The sequence below is a fragment of the Xenophilus arseniciresistens genome, assembly GCF_028023875.1.
GTDB lineage: Bacteria > Pseudomonadota > Gammaproteobacteria > Burkholderiales > Burkholderiaceae_C > Xenophilus > Xenophilus arseniciresistens.
The window spans coordinates 18193-35409 of the sequence record NZ_JAQIPB010000009.1 but is presented as its reverse complement, the minus strand read 5'-3'; the positions used below and the strand labels follow the sequence as shown (position 1 = coordinate 35409).

18 protein-coding genes are annotated in these 17217 nt (G+C 70.6%); 11 read left to right on the top strand and 7 right to left on the bottom strand.

Features of this window, described 5'->3' with window-relative positions:
- The first annotated feature begins 212 nt into the window (after positions 1-212).
- The 3 genes from PGB34_RS17940 to PGB34_RS17930 all read left to right on the top strand — a co-directional run bounded on the left by PGB34_RS17940 (position 213) and on the right by PGB34_RS17930 (position 3715).
- Entirely contained in the window at positions 213-1448 is a 1236-nt protein-coding gene (locus PGB34_RS17940; RefSeq protein WP_271429470.1) for an ammonium transporter, read from the top strand.
- A 44-nt stretch (positions 1449-1492) separates the two neighbouring features.
- Positions 1493-1807: a hypothetical protein gene (locus PGB34_RS17935; protein ID WP_271429469.1), complete on the top strand. Its 315-nt coding sequence runs from the start codon at positions 1493-1495 to the stop codon at positions 1805-1807.
- A gap of 153 nt (positions 1808-1960) precedes the next feature.
- A complete protein-coding gene (locus tag PGB34_RS17930; protein ID WP_271429468.1) occupies positions 1961-3715 on the top strand; it encodes a vWA domain-containing protein in 1755 nt (584 codons plus the stop codon).
- A gap of 11 nt (positions 3716-3726) precedes the next feature.
- Here the strand turns inward: PGB34_RS17930 and PGB34_RS17925 are convergent, their stop codons facing one another.
- The 5 genes from PGB34_RS17925 to PGB34_RS17905 form a co-directional block, all read right to left on the bottom strand.
- Entirely contained in the window at positions 3727-4263 is a 537-nt protein-coding gene (locus PGB34_RS17925) for a GNAT family N-acetyltransferase (RefSeq protein WP_271429467.1), read from the bottom strand.
- 25 nt (positions 4264-4288) lie between these two features.
- Positions 4289-5980: a GMC family oxidoreductase gene (locus PGB34_RS17920; protein ID WP_271429466.1), complete on the bottom strand. Its 1692-nt coding sequence runs from the start codon at positions 5978-5980 to the stop codon at positions 4289-4291.
- 64 nt (positions 5981-6044) lie between these two features.
- A complete protein-coding gene (locus PGB34_RS17915; RefSeq protein ID WP_271429465.1) occupies positions 6045-6347 on the bottom strand; it encodes a type II toxin-antitoxin system RelE/ParE family toxin in 303 nt (100 codons plus the stop codon).
- A complete protein-coding gene (locus tag PGB34_RS17910) occupies positions 6344-6670 on the bottom strand; it encodes a hypothetical protein (protein WP_271429464.1) in 327 nt (108 codons plus the stop codon). The genes PGB34_RS17915 and PGB34_RS17910 overlap by 4 nt, the downstream gene beginning before the upstream one ends.
- A gap of 48 nt (positions 6671-6718) precedes the next feature.
- A complete protein-coding gene (locus PGB34_RS17905) occupies positions 6719-8227 on the bottom strand; it encodes a CoA-acylating methylmalonate-semialdehyde dehydrogenase (protein ID WP_271429463.1) in 1509 nt (502 codons plus the stop codon).
- A gap of 157 nt (positions 8228-8384) precedes the next feature.
- Between PGB34_RS17905 and PGB34_RS17900 the strand changes: the two genes are divergently transcribed.
- The 5 genes from PGB34_RS17900 (at position 8385) to PGB34_RS17880 (ending at position 13261) form a co-directional block, all read left to right on the top strand.
- Positions 8385-9374, top strand: a complete 990-nt coding sequence (locus PGB34_RS17900) for a LysR family transcriptional regulator (RefSeq protein WP_271429462.1) — start codon at positions 8385-8387, stop codon at positions 9372-9374.
- 146 nt (positions 9375-9520) lie between these two features.
- Positions 9521-10705: an MlaE family ABC transporter permease gene (locus PGB34_RS17895; RefSeq protein WP_271429461.1), complete on the top strand. Its 1185-nt coding sequence runs from the start codon at positions 9521-9523 to the stop codon at positions 10703-10705.
- Complete coding sequence (locus PGB34_RS17890; RefSeq protein WP_271429460.1) at positions 10702-11523, top strand: ABC transporter ATP-binding protein; 822 nt, start codon at positions 10702-10704, stop codon at positions 11521-11523. The genes PGB34_RS17895 and PGB34_RS17890 overlap by 4 nt, the downstream gene beginning before the upstream one ends.
- Positions 11524-11557: 34 nt before the next feature.
- Entirely contained in the window at positions 11558-12559 is a 1002-nt protein-coding gene (locus PGB34_RS17885; protein ID WP_271429459.1) for an MlaD family protein, read from the top strand.
- A 21-nt stretch (positions 12560-12580) separates the two neighbouring features.
- Positions 12581-13261, top strand: coding sequence for an ABC-type transport auxiliary lipoprotein family protein (locus PGB34_RS17880; protein ID WP_271429458.1), 681 nt, complete (start codon positions 12581-12583; stop codon positions 13259-13261).
- Between the two features lie 16 nt (positions 13262-13277).
- Here PGB34_RS17880 and PGB34_RS17875 read toward each other — a convergent pair whose 3' ends face one another.
- Both PGB34_RS17875 and PGB34_RS17870 read right to left on the bottom strand, forming a co-directional pair.
- Positions 13278-13934 (bottom strand): MarC family protein, encoded by a 657-nt coding sequence (locus PGB34_RS17875; RefSeq protein ID WP_271429457.1) that lies wholly within the window; start codon positions 13932-13934, stop codon positions 13278-13280.
- A 26-nt stretch (positions 13935-13960) separates the two neighbouring features.
- Complete coding sequence (locus tag PGB34_RS17870) at positions 13961-14710, bottom strand: SDR family oxidoreductase (protein ID WP_271429456.1); 750 nt, start codon at positions 14708-14710, stop codon at positions 13961-13963.
- A gap of 146 nt (positions 14711-14856) precedes the next feature.
- On the opposite strand from PGB34_RS17870, the gene PGB34_RS17865 reads away from it, so the two are divergent.
- The 3 genes from PGB34_RS17865 to PGB34_RS17855 all read left to right on the top strand — a co-directional run bounded on the left by PGB34_RS17865 (position 14857) and on the right by PGB34_RS17855 (position 17212).
- Positions 14857-15459: a 2-hydroxychromene-2-carboxylate isomerase gene (locus PGB34_RS17865; protein WP_271429455.1), complete on the top strand. Its 603-nt coding sequence runs from the start codon at positions 14857-14859 to the stop codon at positions 15457-15459.
- A gap of 61 nt (positions 15460-15520) precedes the next feature.
- Complete coding sequence (locus PGB34_RS17860; protein ID WP_271429454.1) at positions 15521-16204, top strand: dienelactone hydrolase family protein; 684 nt, start codon at positions 15521-15523, stop codon at positions 16202-16204.
- 6 nt (positions 16205-16210) lie between these two features.
- Positions 16211-17212: an amidohydrolase family protein gene (locus tag PGB34_RS17855; RefSeq protein ID WP_271429453.1), complete on the top strand. Its 1002-nt coding sequence runs from the start codon at positions 16211-16213 to the stop codon at positions 17210-17212.
- Positions 17213-17217 lie beyond the last annotated feature (5 nt).

Here is a 17217-nt window from a genome sequence, read left to right as displayed (position 1 = left end):
TCTTGGCTAGGGTTGTCTCCTCGGACCCTCGCATGTGACGGCGGCCCGTCAGCGAGTGCGCGGACTTTAATGGCTTGCACCGCCACGGTGCATCGGGGATTACCCGCTGGAGTCACCACTGTGTCATGAGCTGCGAGACTGATTCAAAACGTAAACCGATGGCATGACTGCTGCTATGGGAGGGCATCGCCCACTTCCTGGAGTTGCTTGCCATGTCCCTGGTTGCTACGGATTCCCTGCAGGCGGCCGACACCGCCTGGCTGATGACGGCCACCGCGCTGGTCCTGTTGATGACGCTGCCCGGCGTGGCGCTGTTCTACGCCGGCATGGTGCGGCGCAAGAATGTGCTCAACACCATGGCCTGCGTGCTGGGCGTGGCGGCGGTGGTCTCGCTGGCCTGGTTCGCCCTGGGCTATTCGCTGGCCTTCGGCGCGGGCTCGGCCTGGATCGGCAACCTCGGGCGGGCCTGGTTCGCGGGCCTGCACTACCTGCACGAAGGCCGGCAGGTGGCCGTGAGCCATGTGGCGCCGCACCTGCCCGAGTCGGTGTACGCCATGTTCCAGCTGAGCTTCGCCATCATCACGGCCGCGCTGGTGGTGGGTGCCTTCGTGGAGCGCATGCGCTTTTCGGCCGTGCTGTGGTTCGCCGCCCTGTGGTCGCTGGTGGTCTACGCGCCCATCGCCCACTGGGTTTGGGAGCCCGGCGGCTGGCTGGCCACCCTGGGGGCGCTGGACTTCGCCGGCGGCGCCGTGGTGCACGTGAATGCGGGGGTTGCCGGGTTGGTGTGCGCTTACGTTCTGGGGCCGCGCCAGGGCTATGGCAAGCTGCCTTTCGAGCCCTACAGCCTGGCACTGACGATGATGGGCGCCAGCCTTTTGTGGGTGGGCTGGTTCGGCTTCAATGCCGGCTCGGCCCTGGCCGCCGACGGCCGCGCGGGCCTGGCCATGGCCGTCACCCACATCGCCGCCGCGGCCGGCGCGCTGGGCTGGATGGTGGCCGAGTGGATCGCGCGGCGGCGCCCGTCGCTGCTGGGCCTGTGCTCGGGCCTGGTGGGCGGGCTGGTGGCCATCACCCCGGCGGCGGGCTTCGTGCGGCCGGGCTCTGCCGCGCTCATCGGGCTGGTGGCGGGCGTGGCCTGCTATTGGGGCGCCACGGTGCTCAAGCGCTGGCTCAAGGCCGACGACTCGCTGGATGTGTTCGGCGTGCATGGCGTGGGCGGGCTGGTCGGTTCGCTGCTCACGGGCTGGCTGGCCGATCCGCGCATCGGCGGCGTGGGCGGCAACGCGCTCACGCAACTGCTGGCCGTCGGCGCCGTGGCGCTCTACAGTGCAGCAGGCACGTTGCTGGTGCTGGGCGTGGTGCGCGTGCTCGTGGGGCTGCGCGTGGCGCCCGAGGCGGAACAGGCGGGCCTTGATCTTGCAGAGCACCGGGAGAGTCTGGGCCACTGAGCGCACCCAAGGGGTGGCCCCTAGAAGAAAAGGAGTCAATAGCCATGACCGAGAGCGAACGCGTGGCCATCGCCGCTCGCCTGCATGTGGCCCTGCGGCGCAAAACGGGGCGCGTGACCGACACCGAATGGATGGCCATTGACGTGCCCTACGCCACCGAGATGGTGCGCTTTGCGCGCGCGCATGCGGCCGAGAAGCAGGACACCGAACTGGCCGAGATCGCGCTGCGGCTCGAGGAGGCCATGGCGCCGCTGGCCGCCGAGGCGCGCGTGCGTGCCGCCACCGAGGCGCGCATGGCCGCCGGCACGGCCACCGCGCCCCAGCGCACGCTGGCGCGCTACATCGGCGGGCTGCGTTGACGAAGCCCGCGCCGGCCACATCCTGAAACAGCGCCGGCCCTCTTTTTCTTCGACCCTCAACCCCATGCACGGCCATGGGGCGTATCAGGCTGCATGGAGCGGGCAGGGCGCCGGCTCCACCACCCATGCGCAGCGAGCGACGAGGAGGACCCCATGCCGCATCCGCTTTCCCCCCTTCCGGCCCCCAGGCGGCCGCTGCCCGCGCGATCGCTGGCGCTGGCCCTGGCTCTGTTCGGCGCGGCGGCCCTGCTGGCCGCCTGCAGCCTGAACCCGTCGCCCCCGGCCGAAACGGCCCAGGCCCGCCGTGCCGATGCCGGCGTGGCCGCCCCCGCGGCCCCGCCTGCGCCCATCGCCGCCCCTGCCCCCATCGCTGCGGCTGAGGCCTCGCGCCTTGCCGCCCTGCCCCAGCGCAAGCTGGCCGCCACCGCCCACCTGATGCCGCCGCGCGAGCCTGTGGCGCTGCCCGCGCCGGTGCGCGACCGCTACCAGGCCATCGACGACAACCCCGTCAGGCGCACCACGCAGGACGCCGTCTCCACCCTGAGCCTGGACGTGGACGGCGCCTCCTATGCGCAGGTGCGGCGCTCGCTCAACCAGGGCCGGCTGCCGCCGCGCGATGCGGTGCGCGTGGAAGAGCTGGTCAACTACTTCGGCTACGAAGGCGGTCAGGCCGTGGCCGGCCACCCCTTCGCGGTGCAGACCGAGGTCGCACCCGCGCCCTGGAACCCCCACAACCTGCTGCTGCGCATCGGCGTCCGCGCGGTGGACCGCGACATGGCCAGCGCGCCGCCGGCCAACCTGGTGTTTTTGGTCGATGTCTCGGGCTCCATGAGCGCGCCCGACAAGCTGCCGCTGGTGCAGGCCAGCCTGCGCCAACTGGTGCAGCGGCTGCGGCCGCAGGACAAGGTGACCATCGTCACCTATTCGGGCCGCACCCAGCTGGAACTGCCACCCACCTCGGGTGCTGACAAGGCGGCCATCGAAGCGGCCATCGCGCGCCTGCAGGCCAGCGGCGGCACGGCTGGCGGGCAAGCCATCCAGCTGGCCTATGCGCAGGCGCGCGCCGGCTTCGTCGCGGGTGGCATCAACCGCATCCTGCTGGCCACCGACGGCGACTTCAACATCGGCATCACCGACACCCGCCAGCTCAAGGACCTGGTCGCGCGCGAGCGCAGCAGCGGCGTCTCGCTGACCACCCTGGGTTTCGGCCAGGGCAACTTCAACGATGCGCTGATGGACCAGCTGGCGGCCGTGGGCAACGGCAACTACAGCTACATCGATTCACTGGCCGAGGCGCGCAAGGTGCTGGGCGATGAGCTGGCCGCCACCTTCCAGACCGTGGCCGGCGACGTGAAGCTGCAGCTGGAGTTCAACCCGAGCACCGTGGCCGAGTGGCGCCTGATCGGCTACGAGAACCGCCTGCTGGCCGAGGCCGATTTCAGAAACGACGCCGTGGACGCGGTGGAGGTGGGTGCGGGCAAGAGCGTGACGGCGCTGTATGAACTCACGCCCGTGGGCCAGCCCACGCTGATGGACGCACGCCGCTACGGCAGCGCCGCGCCGGCCGCCGCGCATGGCGACGAATGGGGACAGCTCAAGATCCGCTACAAGCAGCCGGGCCACAGCCGCAGCGTGGAACTGAGCCAGGTGCTGCCGCGCACCGTGAGCGCGCAGCCCGGCGCCGACTGGAAATTTGCGAGCGCCGTGGCCGGCTTTGGCCAGTTGCTGCGCGGCGGCACGCACACGGGCCAGTGGCACTACGCCGACGCGCGCGCCCTGGCGCAAGAGGGCCTGGGCGCGGACGCGAACGGCCTGCGCCGCGACTTCGTGAAGCTGATCGACCTGGCGCAGTCGCTGACGCCCGCTGCGGCGGGCCAGCCTTCGGCATCCGCGAAGATCGGAGGCTGAGGCGAAGGCGCTCAGGGCGCGGGCAGCGGCTCGCGCAGCAGGGCCATGGTCAGGAGGTCGTGGTAGACGCCATCCACCAGCCCGCCCTTGCGCTGGACGCCCTCACGTTCAAAGCCCAGGCGCTCGTAGAGCCGGATCGCGCGCAGGTTGTCCATGCGCACGCTGAGCTGAATGCGTGTGAACCCGCGTGCCCAGGCCGCATCGATGGCGGCCTGCATCAACGCGCCGCCCAGGCCCTGGTCGCGCATCGGCGCTACCAGCCCGGTGCCCAGCATGCCGATGTGCGCGCGCATGTCGCCGTGCACGCCCGAGATCTCGCACCAACCCAGCACCTCCTGGTTGTCGCGCACCAGGAGCTTGAGGGGGTGGTTCTTGTCCAGCGAGTTCTGGAAAAAGCGGATTGCCTGCTCCAGCGGCGGGGCCTGGAACATCGACAGGTACAGCTTCTCGCGCGCCACCTCATCCCGTGCCGCGTGCAGCGCGTTGAAGTCGGCAGGCGAGGCCGTCCGGATGGTCAGGCCGGCGGGCAAGGCAGGGTTGACGTACATGCCCCCCAGCTTAGCGGGCCACCCGTCAAGCGGCGGCCGTGCCCGCCTCGGCCCGCAGCCAACCTGCGGCTTTTTCCGCAATCATCAAAGTGGGGCTGTTGGTGTTGCCGCTGGTGATGGTGGGCATCACGCTCGCGTCCACCACGCGCAGGCCGCCGATGCGGCCGCCGCGCCCGTCGCGCACGCGCAGGCGCGAATCGAGCACCGCCATCGGGTCGCCGTCGGCGCCCATGCGGGCCGTGCCCACGGGGTGGAAGATGGTGGTGGCGATGTCGCCGGCCAGGCGGGCCAGGTCTTCGTCGCTCTGGTATTGCACGCCGGGTTTCCATTCCTGCGGCTGGTACTTGGCCAGCGCGGGCTGCGCGGCAATGCGGCGCGTGACGCGCAGCGAATCGGCCGCCACCTGGCGGTCTTCGTCGGTGCTCAGGTAGTTAGGCGCGATGGCCGGTGCGTCCTCGAAGCGCGGGCTCTTGAGGCGCACCGTGCCGCGGCTGGTGGGGTTGAGGTTGCACACGCTGGCCGTGAAGGCCGGGAAGCTGTGCAGCGGCTCGCCAAAAGCGTCCAGCGACAGCGGCTGTACGTGGTATTCGAGGTTGGGCCATTCATGCGCGGGCGAGCTGCGCGTGAAGGCGCCCAACTGCGAGGGCGCCATGCTCATCGGCCCGCTGCGCTTGAGCAGGTATTCCAGCCCGATGCGCGCCTTGCCCACCATCGACGAGGCCAGCACGTTGAGCGTGGGCGCGCCGTTGATCTTGTACACGGCGCGGATCTGCAGGTGGTCCTGCAGGTTGGCGCCCACGCCGGGCAGGTCGGCCACGGGCGTGATGCCCTGGGCCTGCAGCAGGTCGGCCGCGCCGATGCCAGAGAGCTGCAGGATCTGCGGCGTGCCGATGGCGCCTGCGCACAGGAGCACCTCGCGCGTGGCTTGGGCCTGCACCATTTCGTGCCCGTCCCACACCTGCACGCCCGTGCAGCGCTGCGTGCCGTCGGCCTGCGCCTCGAACAGCAGGCGCGAGACCTGCGCCGAGGTCCACATCTCGAAGTTGGGCCGGCCGTAGCAGGTGGGCCGCAGGAAGGCCTTGGCCGTGTTCCAGCGCCAGCCGGCCTTCTGGTTGACCTGGAAGTAGCCCACGCCTTCGTTGCTGCCGCGGTTGAAGTCGGTGGAATGCGGAATGCCCGCTTCCTGCGCGGCCTGCGCGAAGGCGTCGAGGATGTCCCAGCGCAGGCGCTGTTTCTCCACGCGCCATTCGCCGCCATGGCCGTGGAAGCGGCCGAAGTCGGCGTCGCGTCGCGCGGCCTGGTCCGCATCGCCGAGGTAGTGGTCCTCGTGCTTCATGAAGGCCGGCAGCACCTCGTTCCAGCGCCAGGTGTCGTCGCCCGTGAGCTGCGCCCACTGCTCGTAGTCGCGCGACTGGCCGCGCATGTAGATCATGCCGTTGATGCTGGAGCAGCCGCCCAGCGTCTTGCCGCGCGGGTAGCGCAGCGCCCGGCCGTTCAGGCCCGCATCGGGCTCGGTGTTGTAGAGCCAGTCGGTGCGCGGGTTGCCGATGCAATAAAGGTAGCCCACCGGGATGTGGATCCAGTGGTAGTCGTCCTTGCGGCCGGCCTCGATCAGCAGCACGCGCAGCTTGCGGTCTGCCGACAGCCGGTTGGCCATCAGCGCGCCGGCCGTGCCGCCGCCGATGACGATGTAGTCGAAGGTGGTGTTGTCGCTCAAGGTCTTGTCTCCGTGGCCTCTGGCGGGCCTTGTGTGTTGGGCGGGCGGGTTGTTCTGCAGGCGTCTAGAGATCGTCGTCGTGGTAGCCCGATTCGCGCTGGTGGCGGATGGCGAGGACCAGCGCCACGTCTGCACCTTCGTCCCAGTGGTACAGCGCCAGATAGCCGCTTCGGCCCCGGTGGATCACGAGCTCTCGCAGCGGGCCGCCGGCAGGCCGACCCACACGCGCTTGGTGCTGCAGGATGCGCAACGCATCGAGGATCACCGCCTGCGTCTGCAGCGCGTCCTCCACATTGCGCTCCAGCAGGAAGTCTGCCAGCCGCTCCAGATCGTCCTGCGCCCGTGGCGTGATGACCAGTCGCGTCATGCGGCGCGATGGTGGCGCATCGCTGGCAGGCCGCCGCGAATCGGCTTCGGCTTGGCCGGTGGTGTGGCGCCCGTGGCACGCGCGTGCAAGCGGTTCTTCAGGTACTCGAAAGTCTCGTCCGCGTCATACACAGGGCCACCGGCCTCGGCTTCGCCCAATGCCTGCAGCGCCTGCGCGACGAACTCGGCGCGTTGGCGTCGGCGTCGCACTTCGTCTTCCAGTGCCCGCACCATGAATGCGTGGGCCGACAGGCGGTCTTCCTGCGCGAAGTGCTGGATCGTCTGCTTGAGTTCTTCAGGCAGCTTCAAAGAAGTGGTGCTCATGCTGTTCTCCCGCTGGGTAACACCATGGTAGCACCGCCCCTCATGGCCTCACTTCGCCGTCGGCATCACGAATTCAGCGCCCTTGCCAATGCTCTCGGGCCAGCGCTGCATGATGGACTTCTGCTTGGTGTAGAAGCGCACGCCTTCCTCGCCGTAGGCATGCATGTCGCCAAACAGCGAACGCTTCCAGCCGCCGAAGCCGTGCCAGGCCATGGGCACGGGGATCGGCACGTTGATGCCGACCATGCCCACCTGGATGCGGCGGCTGAACTCGCGCGCCACGTTGCCGTCGCGCGTGAAGCAGGCCACGCCGTTGCCGAACTCGTGGGCGTTGATCAGGTCGACGGCTTCCTTGAGGTCCTTCACACGCACGCAGCCCAGCACGGGGCCGAAGATCTCTTCCTTGTAGATGCGCATCTCGGGCGTGACGTGGTCGAACAGCGTGCCGCCGAGCCAGAAGCCGTCCTCGCAGCCCGCGCCGGCCTTGCCGCCTTCGAAGCCGCGGCCGTCCACCAGCAGCTTGGCGCCTTCCTGCTCGCCCAGCGCGATGTAGCCGCTGATGCGCTCGTGCGCGGCGCGCGTGACGATGGGGCCCATCTCGGCATCGAGGTTCTCGCCGTCGAGCACCTTGAGCGTCTTCGTGCGTTCGATCAGCTTGGGCAAGAGCTTGTCGGCCACGTCGCCCACCAGCACGGCCACGCTGATGGCCATGCAGCGCTCGCCGGCCGAGCCATAGCCGGCGCCGATCAGCGCGTCCACGGCCTGGTCGATGTCGGCGTCGGGCATCACCACCATGTGGTTCTTGGCGCCGCCCAGGGCCTGCACGCGCTTGCCGTGGCGCGCGCCGGTTTCATAGATGTAGTTGGCAATGGGCGTGGAGCCCACGAAGCTCACGGCCTTCACGTCGGGGTGCTCCAGCAGCGCGTCCACCGCCACCTTGTCGCCCTGCACCACGTTGAACACGCCATCGGGCAGGCCCGCTTCCTTGAGCAGCCCGGCGATGCGCAGCGAGGCGCTGGGGTCGGTCGGGCTGGGCTTGAGCACGAAGGTGTTGCCCGCCGCAATGGCCACCGGGAACATCCACATCGGCACCATCACCGGGAAGTTGAAGGGTGTGATGCCCGCCACCACGCCCAGCGGCTGGCGCAGCGTCCAGTTGTCGATGCCGGTGGAGACCTGCTCGGTGTAGTCGCCCTTGAGCAGTTGCGGAATGCCGCAGGCGAACTCGACGATGTCGATGCCGCGCGTGACCTCGCCCTGCGCATCGGTGAAGACCTTGCCGTGCTCGGCCGTGATCAGGTGGGCCAGTTCGTCGCGGTGCTTGTTGAGCAGCTCCAGGAACTTGAACATCACGCGCGCGCGGCGCAGCGGCGGCGTGTCGGCCCAGGCCGGGAAGGCGGCCTGCGCGGCGGCCACGGCGGCGTTGACCTGCTGCACGTCGGCCAGGCCCACGCGGCCCGTCACCTTGCCCGTGGCGGGGTTGCTCACGTCCTGCGCGCGGCCGCTGGTGTTGGCCACGGGCTGGCCGTGGATGTAATGGTCGATGGCGGTGGGCATAAAGAGCAGTGCGTCCTGAACAAGAAGAAAAAAAGAGGTGCGCCGCGCAGGCTCGAAGGGCCGCGGGCCGATGTGAAAACCAGTTTAGGCAGCGTGCCCGCGCATGCCTAGCCGCCTTGGGCTTAACGCATTGTTCGCATTGGTGAACAATGCAGGCATGGCCACGCCGAACATTGCGAACATCGACAGCCCCTGGACCGACCTGCACTGGCTCATCGTGCTGGCGCAGCAGGGCAGCTACACGGCCGCGGCGCGGCGCCTGGGCGTGAGCAAGGCGGCCATGAGCCAGCGCATCGCCGCGCTGGAGCGCGCGGCCGGCGTGCCGCTGGTGCAGCGCACCACGCGCAGCCTGCACCTGACCGAGGCCGGCCAGCAACTGGTGGAGCAGACCCGCGGGCCCTTCGAGGCCATCGCCCACAGCTTTGCCGGCGTGCGCGACCTGGCCGGCGTGCCGCGCGGGCGCCTGCGCGTGACGGCGCCGGTGGCCCTGGCGCGCCAGCAACTGGTGCCGCGCCTGGCCGAATTCCTGCGCGCGCAGCCCGAGGTGCGCGTGGAGCTGGATCTGTCGGACCGCCTGAGCGCGCTGAGCATGGAAGGGCTGGACCTGGCGATCCGCCACACCGCCGCGCCCCCCGACACCCATGTGGCGTGGACGCTGTGCCGCACGCGCACGGTGCTGGTGGCCAGCCGGGCCTACCTGCGCCGGCGCGGCACGCCGCAATCGCCGCAGGACCTGCAGGCGCACGACTGCCTGTACTACCCGCGCGGCACGCACCAGCCCACCTGGCACTTCCAGCCCCGCACGGCGGCGCGGCGCCCGGGCGCGCCGGCGGCCACGCGCATCACCGTGGCCGTGGCCGGGCCCCTGTGCGCCAACAACAGCGAAGCCCTGCGCGACGCGGCCATCTCGGGCCTGGGCATCGCGCTGCTGCCCGACTTCAGCGCCCAGGCCGCGCTGCAGGCTGGCAAGCTGGTGCAGGTGCTGCCGGCCTGGGCTTCGGTGGGCGCCTTTGGCGAGCACCTGTATGCGATACGCCCCTACGCGCCCCATGTGCCGCGTGCCGTGAGCGTGTTCGTGGACTGGCTGCGTGCCGCCTTCGAGGAAGGCTTCCCGCTGCCGCCGCCCCCCGGCCAGCCGGTTCCCTGAAACCCTGTGGGAGAGGCGCGCATGGGCCCCGGACAGACATACCCAAGGGTTAGGATGCGCCACTTCGTGGCCCCGCCGTCCCGAGTTGCGCAGGGGCCAGTCGCATCGTCGTCCCCCGCCGCCATCCGTTGTCTTCGCCTTCTCCCATGACCGAAGCCTCGCGCGCTCAAGGCAATGCCCCCGCGCCCGGCGCCGATGCGCCGCAGCTGCAGCGCGCCCAGGCCGAGGAGCACGGCCCCTGGGCGCCCAGCGGGCGCTGGACGGCGCTCGCCTTCGCGCAGCCCGGCGCGTGGGAGGCCCTGGAACGCGCGCTGCAGGACAGTCGCCAGGCCCAGCCCGGCGCCTCACAGGCGTGGGACCTGCGCGGCCTCGCGCAACTGGACCACATCGGCGCCCAGCTGCTGTGGAACCACTGGGGCCAGGCCTGGCCCGCGCAGCTCGAGCTCAACGACTCCCAGCGGGCCGTGCTGGAACATGTGGCGCGCTTCAGCGCCAGCGCGCCGGCCGGCGCGCGCCTGACGCCGGGCCAGCGCTGGCACGCCTGGCTGCTGCGCGGCCCCACCCTGCTGCGGGTGGGGCGCGACGCGCTCACCCTGCTGGGCCAGCTGGTGCTGGACCTCGGGCGCTTCATCCGCGCGCCGCGCCGTGGGCCCTGGCGCGACATCTCGGGCCACCTCTACAACACGGGCGCCACGGCGCTGCCCATCACGGCGCTGGTGGGGCTGCTGATCGGCGTGGTGCTGGCCTACCTGATGTCGAACCAGCTGCGCAACTTCGGCGCCGAAAGCTTCATCGTCAACATCCTGGGCCTGTCGCTGATCCGCGAGCTGGGGCCGGTGCTGGCCGCGGTGCTCATCGCGGGCCGCTCGGGCTCGGCCATGACGGCGCAGATCGGCGTGATGCGCGTGACCGAGGAGCTGGATGCGATGCGCGTGATGGGCATCGCCCATGGCTTTCGGCTGGTGATGCCGCGCGTGCTGGCGCTGGCCATTGCGATGCCGCTGATCGCGCTGTGGACCTCGGCCGCCGCGCTCATCGGCGGCATGTTCGCGGCCCAGCTGGCGCTGGACATCTCGCCCGCCTTCTTCATCCAGCAACTGCCGCGCGCCGTGCCCTTTTCCAACATCGTGCTGGCGATGGCCAAGTCGGTGGTCTTCGGCATGCTGATCGCGCTGATCGCCTGCCACCACGGCCTGCGCGTGGAACCCAACACCGACAGCCTGGGCCGCGGCACCACCTCCTCGGTGGTCACGTCCATCACGGTGGTGATCGTGGTCGATGCGATCTTTGCCGTGCTGTTCCGCGGCGTCGGCTTCCGGGCGGGGGGATGAGCCTCATGGACCCGCAGGCCGACATCGTCGTCGACATCCAGGGGCTGTGGACCGTGTTCGCCAAGCCCGGCGGCGAGCAGGTGGTGCACAAGGACCTGGCGCTGCAGATCCGCCGCGGCGAGATCCTGTCGCTGGTGGGCGGCTCGGGCACGGGCAAGACGGTACTGCTGCGCCAGATCCTGGGCCTGCAGGCGCCCACGCGCGGCCAGGTGCGCGTGCTGGGCGCGCCGCCGGCCGCGCTGGGCGCGCAGGGCGGGGCGCTGGTGGGCATGCTGTTCCAGCACGGCGCGCTGTTCTCGGCCTTCAGCGTGCTCGACAACATCGCGCTGCCGCTGCGCGAACTCAAGCTGCTGCCCGATGCGCTGGTGCGCGACGCGGCGCTGGTCAAGCTGCAGATGGTGGGCCTGGGCCCCGAGCACGCGCACAAGATGCCTTCGGACCTGTCGGGCGGCATGATCAAGCGCGTGGCGCTGGCGCGCGCGCTCATCATGGACCCGCCGCTGCTGCTGCTGGACGAGCCCACGGCCGGCCTGGACCCCGAGGCTTCCGACAGTTTCTGCGACCTGCTGCGCGGCCTGCACCGCGAGCTGGGCCTGACGGTGGTCATGGTCACGCACGACCTGGACACGCTGCTGGACCTGTCCACGCGCATCGCCGTGCTGGCCGACCAGCGCGTGATCGTGGCCGGCAGCGCGCAGGAAGTGATCGCGCTGGACCATCCCTTCATCCGCCACTACTTCCTGGGCGGGCGGGGGCAGCGGGCGCTGCTGGCGCTGCAGGACAAGAAGGACCCGTCCCGGGCGCCCGAGCGCGCCTGACCAGGACGAAGAGCAAGAAGAGGACACACACGCCATGGAAAACAAATCCCATGCCTTCGCCGCCGGCGCCTTCGTGCTGGGGCTGGTGGCCGCGCTGGTGGCCCTGATCGTCTGGTTCACCCGCGACGACACGGTGCGCCACATCTATGAGCTGTCCACGCGCGACCCGGTCAGCGGCCTGCAGCCGCAGGCGGCCGTGCGCTACCGCGGCATCGCGGTGGGCAAGGTCACCAGCATCGACTTCGACCCCGAGCGCAGGGGCAACGTGCGCGTGCGCCTGTCGGTGGACGAGGCCGTGCCGCTGACCACCTCCAGCTATGCCACCTTGAGCTACCAGGGCGTCACGGGCCTGGCCTTCATCGCGCTGGACGACAAGGGCGAATCGCAGCAGCCGCTCGCGCCCAACGACGATGACCCGCCGCGCATTCCGCTGCGGCCCTCGGCGCTGGCGCAGCTGCAGGACCGCGGCGAGGTCATCATCAAGCAGGTCGAAAGCGTGACCGCGCGCATGAACGAGCTGCTGGGCGACGCCAACCAGCAGCGCGTGGCCACGGCCCTGGAGAACATCGCGCGCACCAGCGAATCGGCCAACCAGCTCACCCTGCGGCTGGACGCCACCATCAAGAACCGGCTGGAGCCCGCGCTGGCGGCCATTCCGCCGCTGGCCGGCCAGGCCACCACCACGCTGGCCAGCGTGAAGACCGCGGCCGCCGACGTCTCGCGCGTGGCCAACAACTTCAACGGCACCGTCACGCGCCTGAACGCGCCCGATGGCCCCATCGACAAGCTGGCCACCGGCACGCAGGCGCTGAGCCAGGGCATGGACAGCTTCAACGGCGCCACCTTGCCGCGCCTGAACCGCGTGGCCGACGAGGCCTCGCTGACCATGCGCCGCTTGGGCCGCGTGGCCGACAACCTCAACGACAACCCGCAGTCGCTGCTGTTTGGCCGCGGCGCCGCAGAGCCGGGGCCCGGCGAAGCCGGCTTCACGCCGCCTGCCGCTTCGGGCGGCATCACCGGCGCGGTGCGGCCCTGAAGACGCATGGAGCTTTTTGCGATGCATCACTCTTTCATCTTCCCCGCGCGGCGCCATCGCGCGCGCCTCGCATCCCGCTGGCTGCTGGCCGGCAGCGCGGCCCTGCTGATGAGCGCCTGCGGCGCGCTGCCCGACAAGCCGCAGCGGGCCACGCTCTACGACTTCGGCCCCGGCGCGCTGCAGGCCGTGCCTGTTGCGTCAAGCGCCCAGCAGCCCGCGCTGGTGCTGGCCGACATCGACGCCAGCGGCCGGCTCGAGAGCACGCAGCTGCTGTACCGCCTGGGCTATGCGGATGCGCAGGTGCTGCATGCCTACAGCCAGGCGCGCTGGAGCCAGCCGCCGGCCCAGCTGCTGCGCCAGCGCCTGCGCGAGACCCTGGCCACGGGCCGCACCGTGCTGGGCCCCGACGAGGCCGCCGCCATCGCGCGCCAGGACGGCCGGGTGCCCGACGTGCTGCGCATCTCGCTCGACGAGTTCAGCCACTACTTCGAAGCGCCGCAGCAAAGCAGCGGCCTGCTGCGCCTGCGCGCCACCCTGCTGCGCAACGGCCCCGCGGGCGACCGCGTGCTCGCCCAGCGCAGCTTCACCGTGCAGCGCCCCGCGCCCACGGCCGATGCGCCGGGCGGCGTGAAGGCGCTCACGGCGGCGAGTGACGCGGTGCTGGCGGAGATCGCGCAGTGGGTCGTGGCGACGCAGCGCTGAGCCTGCGGCGTCTGCGTCAAGGCACGCTGCGTTCCAGGATCGGAAACAGCTTGCCCAGCCCATTGGCCATCACTTCCACGGCCAGCGCCGCGAGGATCAGCCCCATCAGCCGCGTCATCACGTTGATGCCGGTCTTGCCCAGCACGCGCGCAATGGGCTCGGCCAGCGAGAAGGCCAGCAGCGTGATGCCGGCCACCACCACGCCATAGCCCATCAGCATCGCCAGTTCCCACCAGTGGCGCGTCTGGGTGGCGTAGATCACCATGGTGGAGATGGTGGCCGGCCCGGTGAGCAGCGGAATGGTCAGCGGCACCACGGCGATGGAGGCGCCCATCGCGGCCTTCACTTCGGTGGCGCGCACTTCCTCGGCGCTGGCCTTGGCCTCGGCCGGCTGGGCGTTGAGCATCGACAGCGAACTGATCAGCAGCAGCAATCCGCCACCGACCTGGAAGCTCGCGATGGAAATGCCGAAGAAGCCCAGCAACTGCTGGCCAATCAGGGCGCTGATGGCGATGACCACAAAGGCGCTGAAGGCCGAGACCTTGGCCGTGCGCATGCGCTGGCCGGCCGTGTAGCCCTGCGTGTAGTGGATGAAGAAGGGCACGATGCCCAGCGGGTTGACGATGGCCACCAGCGTGACCAGCGGCTTGATGAGGTCCATCGAGGTGGCCATGGGGGCGGCTCCTTGCAATGTCGCGCTCAGCGTCCGCCGCCCACGTCGAGCAGCGCGCCCGTGGTGTAGCTCGCATCGGGCGAGAGCAGCCAGCAGATGGCGGCCGCCACTTCGTCGGCCGAGCCCGTGCGCTGCATCGGCACGCTGCCGGCCAGGTCGAAGGCGCGCGTGGGCATGCCGCCCGAGGCATGGATCTCGGTGTCGATCAGCCCCGGCCGCACGGCATTGACGCGGATGCCCTGGCCCGCCACCTCCTTGGCCAGGCCGAGGGTGAAGGTGTCGATGGCCCCCTTGCTGGCCGCGTAGTCCACGTACTGGCCTGGCGAGCCCAGGCGCGCGGCGGCGCTGCTCACGTTGACGATCGCGCCGCCTTGGCCGCCGTGGTGCGTGCTCATGCGGCGCACCGCTTCGCGCGCGCACAAAAAGCTGCCCGTGACGTTGATGCGGAACATGCGCTCCAGCCGCGCGGCGTCCATCTGCGCCACGTCGGCGCGCACATCGACGATGCCTGCGTTGTTGACCAGCGCCGTCAGCCGGCCCAGCTTGGCGTCCACCTTGCGGAACATGGCCTCGATCTGGGCCTCGTCGCCCACGTCGGCCTGCACCGTGATGGCCGTGCCGCCCTCGGCGCGGATGCGGCGCACCAGTTCGTCGGCCGCCAGCGACTGGCGCGCATAGTTGATGGCCAGCGCATAGCCGGCGCGGGCCGCGCGCAGGGCCGTGGCGGCGCCGATGCCACGGCTGTCGCCGGTGATCAAGAGCACTTGCGAATCCAAGAGCTTTCTCCTGCATGAATGCGGCGCCTGCGGTACAACCGGGGCCGACGCGGGCGCGCCCACAGATGCGCGCCGCGCTGGCCGGCATTAAACCATCGGCCCTCGCCTGTGTTGGCCCCGTGGTCGACGCCTGTACGGAGATCCGCTTGACCTCGACCATCGACTACTTCTTTGCGCCCCACAGCCCCTGGACCTACCTGGGCCATGCCCGGCTGGTGGCCATGGCCGAGGCGGCCGGCGCCACGGTGCGCCTCAAGCCCATGGACCTGAACCAGGTCTTCCCGGTCTCGGGCGGGCTGCCGCTGGCCAAGCGCGCGCCGCAGCGCCAGGCTTACCGGCTGGTGGAGCTGGCGCGCTTCGCCAGGCACCTGCAGTTGCCGTTGAACCTGCAGCCGCGCTTTTTCCCGGTCGATGGCAACGCGGCGGCGCGGCTGATCCTGGCCGTGGAGGCGGCGCACGGCACGCCGCAGGCGCTGGCCTTCGCGGGCCGCGCGATGGCGGCCGTGTGGGCGCAGGAGCGCGACATTGCCGATGCCGCGGTGCTGGGCGGGCTGCTGACCGAACAAGGCTTGCCCACCACAAGCCTGATCGACGCCGCGCAAGGCCCCGAAGTGCAGCAGCGCTACGAGGCCTTCACGCAGGAGGCCATCGCGAGCCATGTCTTTGGCGCGCCCACCTACGTGGTGGACGGCGAGATGTTCTGGGGCCAGGACCGGCTCGATTTCGTCGAACGCGCGCTCTCCCGCTGAGGCGCTGGCGCACATCGCTTTTTTTTCTCATCTCATCCAAGCACACAAGGAGCACTCACTCATGGGCCAGTTCATCGACCTCACCGCCAAGGACGGCTTCACCTTCCCTGCCTATGTGGCCGAACCCTCCGGCACGCCCAAGGGCGCGATCGTCGTGGTGCAGGAAATCTTCGGCGTCAACTCGCACATCCGCTCGGTGGCCGACGGCTATGCCGCCGCCGGCTACCTGGCGGTGGCGCCGTCCACCTTCCACCGCGTCAAGCCCGGCGTGGAGCTGGGCTACACCGAAGAGGACATGAAGGCCGGCTTCGCGCTCAAGACCGCGGTGGAGGACCTGCCCGCGCCCGGCGTGCTGCAGGACCTGCAGGCGGCCGTCGAGTACGCGGCCAAGGCCGGCAAGGTTGGCATCGTGGGCTACTGCTGGGGCGGCCTGCTGGTCTGGCGCGCGGCCAGCGAACTCAGTGGCCTGGCCGCTGCGGTGCCCTACTACGGCGGCGGCATGACCACGCCCGAAGAATCGGCGCGCCAGCCCAAGGTGCCGGTGCTGGCCCACTTCGGCGAGCGCGACCACTGGATCCCGCTCGAATCGGTCAAGGCCTTCGAGAAGGCCCACCCCGAGGTGCAGGTCCACGTCTACGCGGCCGACCACGGCTTCAATTGCGACCAGCGCGGCTCCCACGAAGCGTCTGCCGCCGCCACGGCCAGGGAGCGCACGCTGGCTTTCTTCGGCAAGCACGTCGGCTGAGACCGCATGACGCCCGCCGGCCGCCTGCGCAGTGCCTGGGCCATCGCCGCACTGGCCTGGGCGTTCGGCGCGCCCGTGCAGGCCGCCGACTACGCGGGCCCCCTGTTCGACACGCACCTGCACTACAACGAAGAGGCGTGGAACGGCAACGCCGGACCCTTCCCGCCGGCCGAAGCGCTGGCGCGCATGCAGCGCAACGGCGTGCGCGCCATCGTGGGCAACTCGCGGCCCAACGAAGGCACGCGCATCCTCGCGGCGCTGCGCGAAACGCGCGAGGCCGGCGTGACCGTCGTGCCCTTCATCCGCCTCTATCGCAACCGGGCCGACTACACCAACTGGTTTCGCGACGAGAGCATCCACGAGATGGTGCTGGCCGAGCTGGCGCGCGGCACGGCCGCGGGGCCGTACCGCGGCATCGGCGAGTTCCACCTGTACGACAGCGCCAATGCCGACGGGCCGGTGGCGCGCAAGCTCATGGCTCTGGCCGAACAGCGGCAGCTGGCGGTGCTGGCGCATGTGGACGACGTGGCGGTGGACAAGCTCATGGCGCACACGCCCTCGGGCGGGCGCGCGCTGCGCCTGATCTGGGCCCACACCGGCATCGGCGGCGTGCCCGTGGCGCGGGTGCGCGAGCTGCTCGATCGCTACCCGGGGCTGGTGGGCGAGCTGTCGTACCGGCCGGGGCTGACCTGCGCGGGCGATCCGCTTCCCGAGGCCCCAGGCGCCAATGCGGGCAGTGGTGGCGAACGGTATCCGGCGCGCGCACGCGGCGGGCGGCTTTGCCCCGAATGGCGCGCGCTGATCGAGGCCTACCCCACGCGCTTCATGATCGGCTCCGACACCTGGGTCAACCAGCGCTGGGTGGACTACGACGGCCTGATGCAGGGCTACCGGCGCTGGCTGGGCGAGCTGCCGCCCTCGCTGGCGCAGCAACTGGCCTGGGGCAATGCCGCGGCGCTGTTCGGACTGGCGCCGGCCCTGTTCACGGGCGCTGAAACACGGCGCTGACCGGC